1 protein-coding gene is annotated in these 297 nt (G+C 42.4%); it reads left to right on the top strand.

Annotation, left to right across the window (positions count from 1 at the left end):
- Nucleotides 1-7 precede the first annotated feature (7 nt).
- Nucleotides 8-297: group II intron maturase-specific domain-containing protein (locus AC0QH1_RS05795; protein ID WP_324629983.1), on the top strand; the 290-nt coding region annotated here is incomplete at its 3' end.

The raw sequence follows: 297 nt of genomic DNA, 5'->3' as shown, positions 1-297 counted from the left end.
CAAAACTATAATCAAACCCAGCAAGAAGGCCATCAAAACCCACTACAAGAAACTAAAAGAGATAGTAGACTCCCATATAGCAGTACCGCAAGAGGGGTTAATAAGACGCCTCAACCCGGTCATCAGAGGGTGGAGCAACTACTACTCAACAGTAGTGTCCAAGGAAATCTTCTCTCAAATGGATAACTCGTTATATTGGAAGTTAACCAAATGGGGAAAGCGAAGACATTCCAACAAAACAGGAAAGTGGGTAGCCAAGAAATACTGGCAAACAATAGGGAATCGGCAATGGGTATT

It is taken from the genome of Phormidium sp. CCY1219, assembly GCF_055795085.1.
Note: the sequence above shows the minus strand (reverse complement) of the source record. Positions and strands in the feature narration are given on the sequence as shown.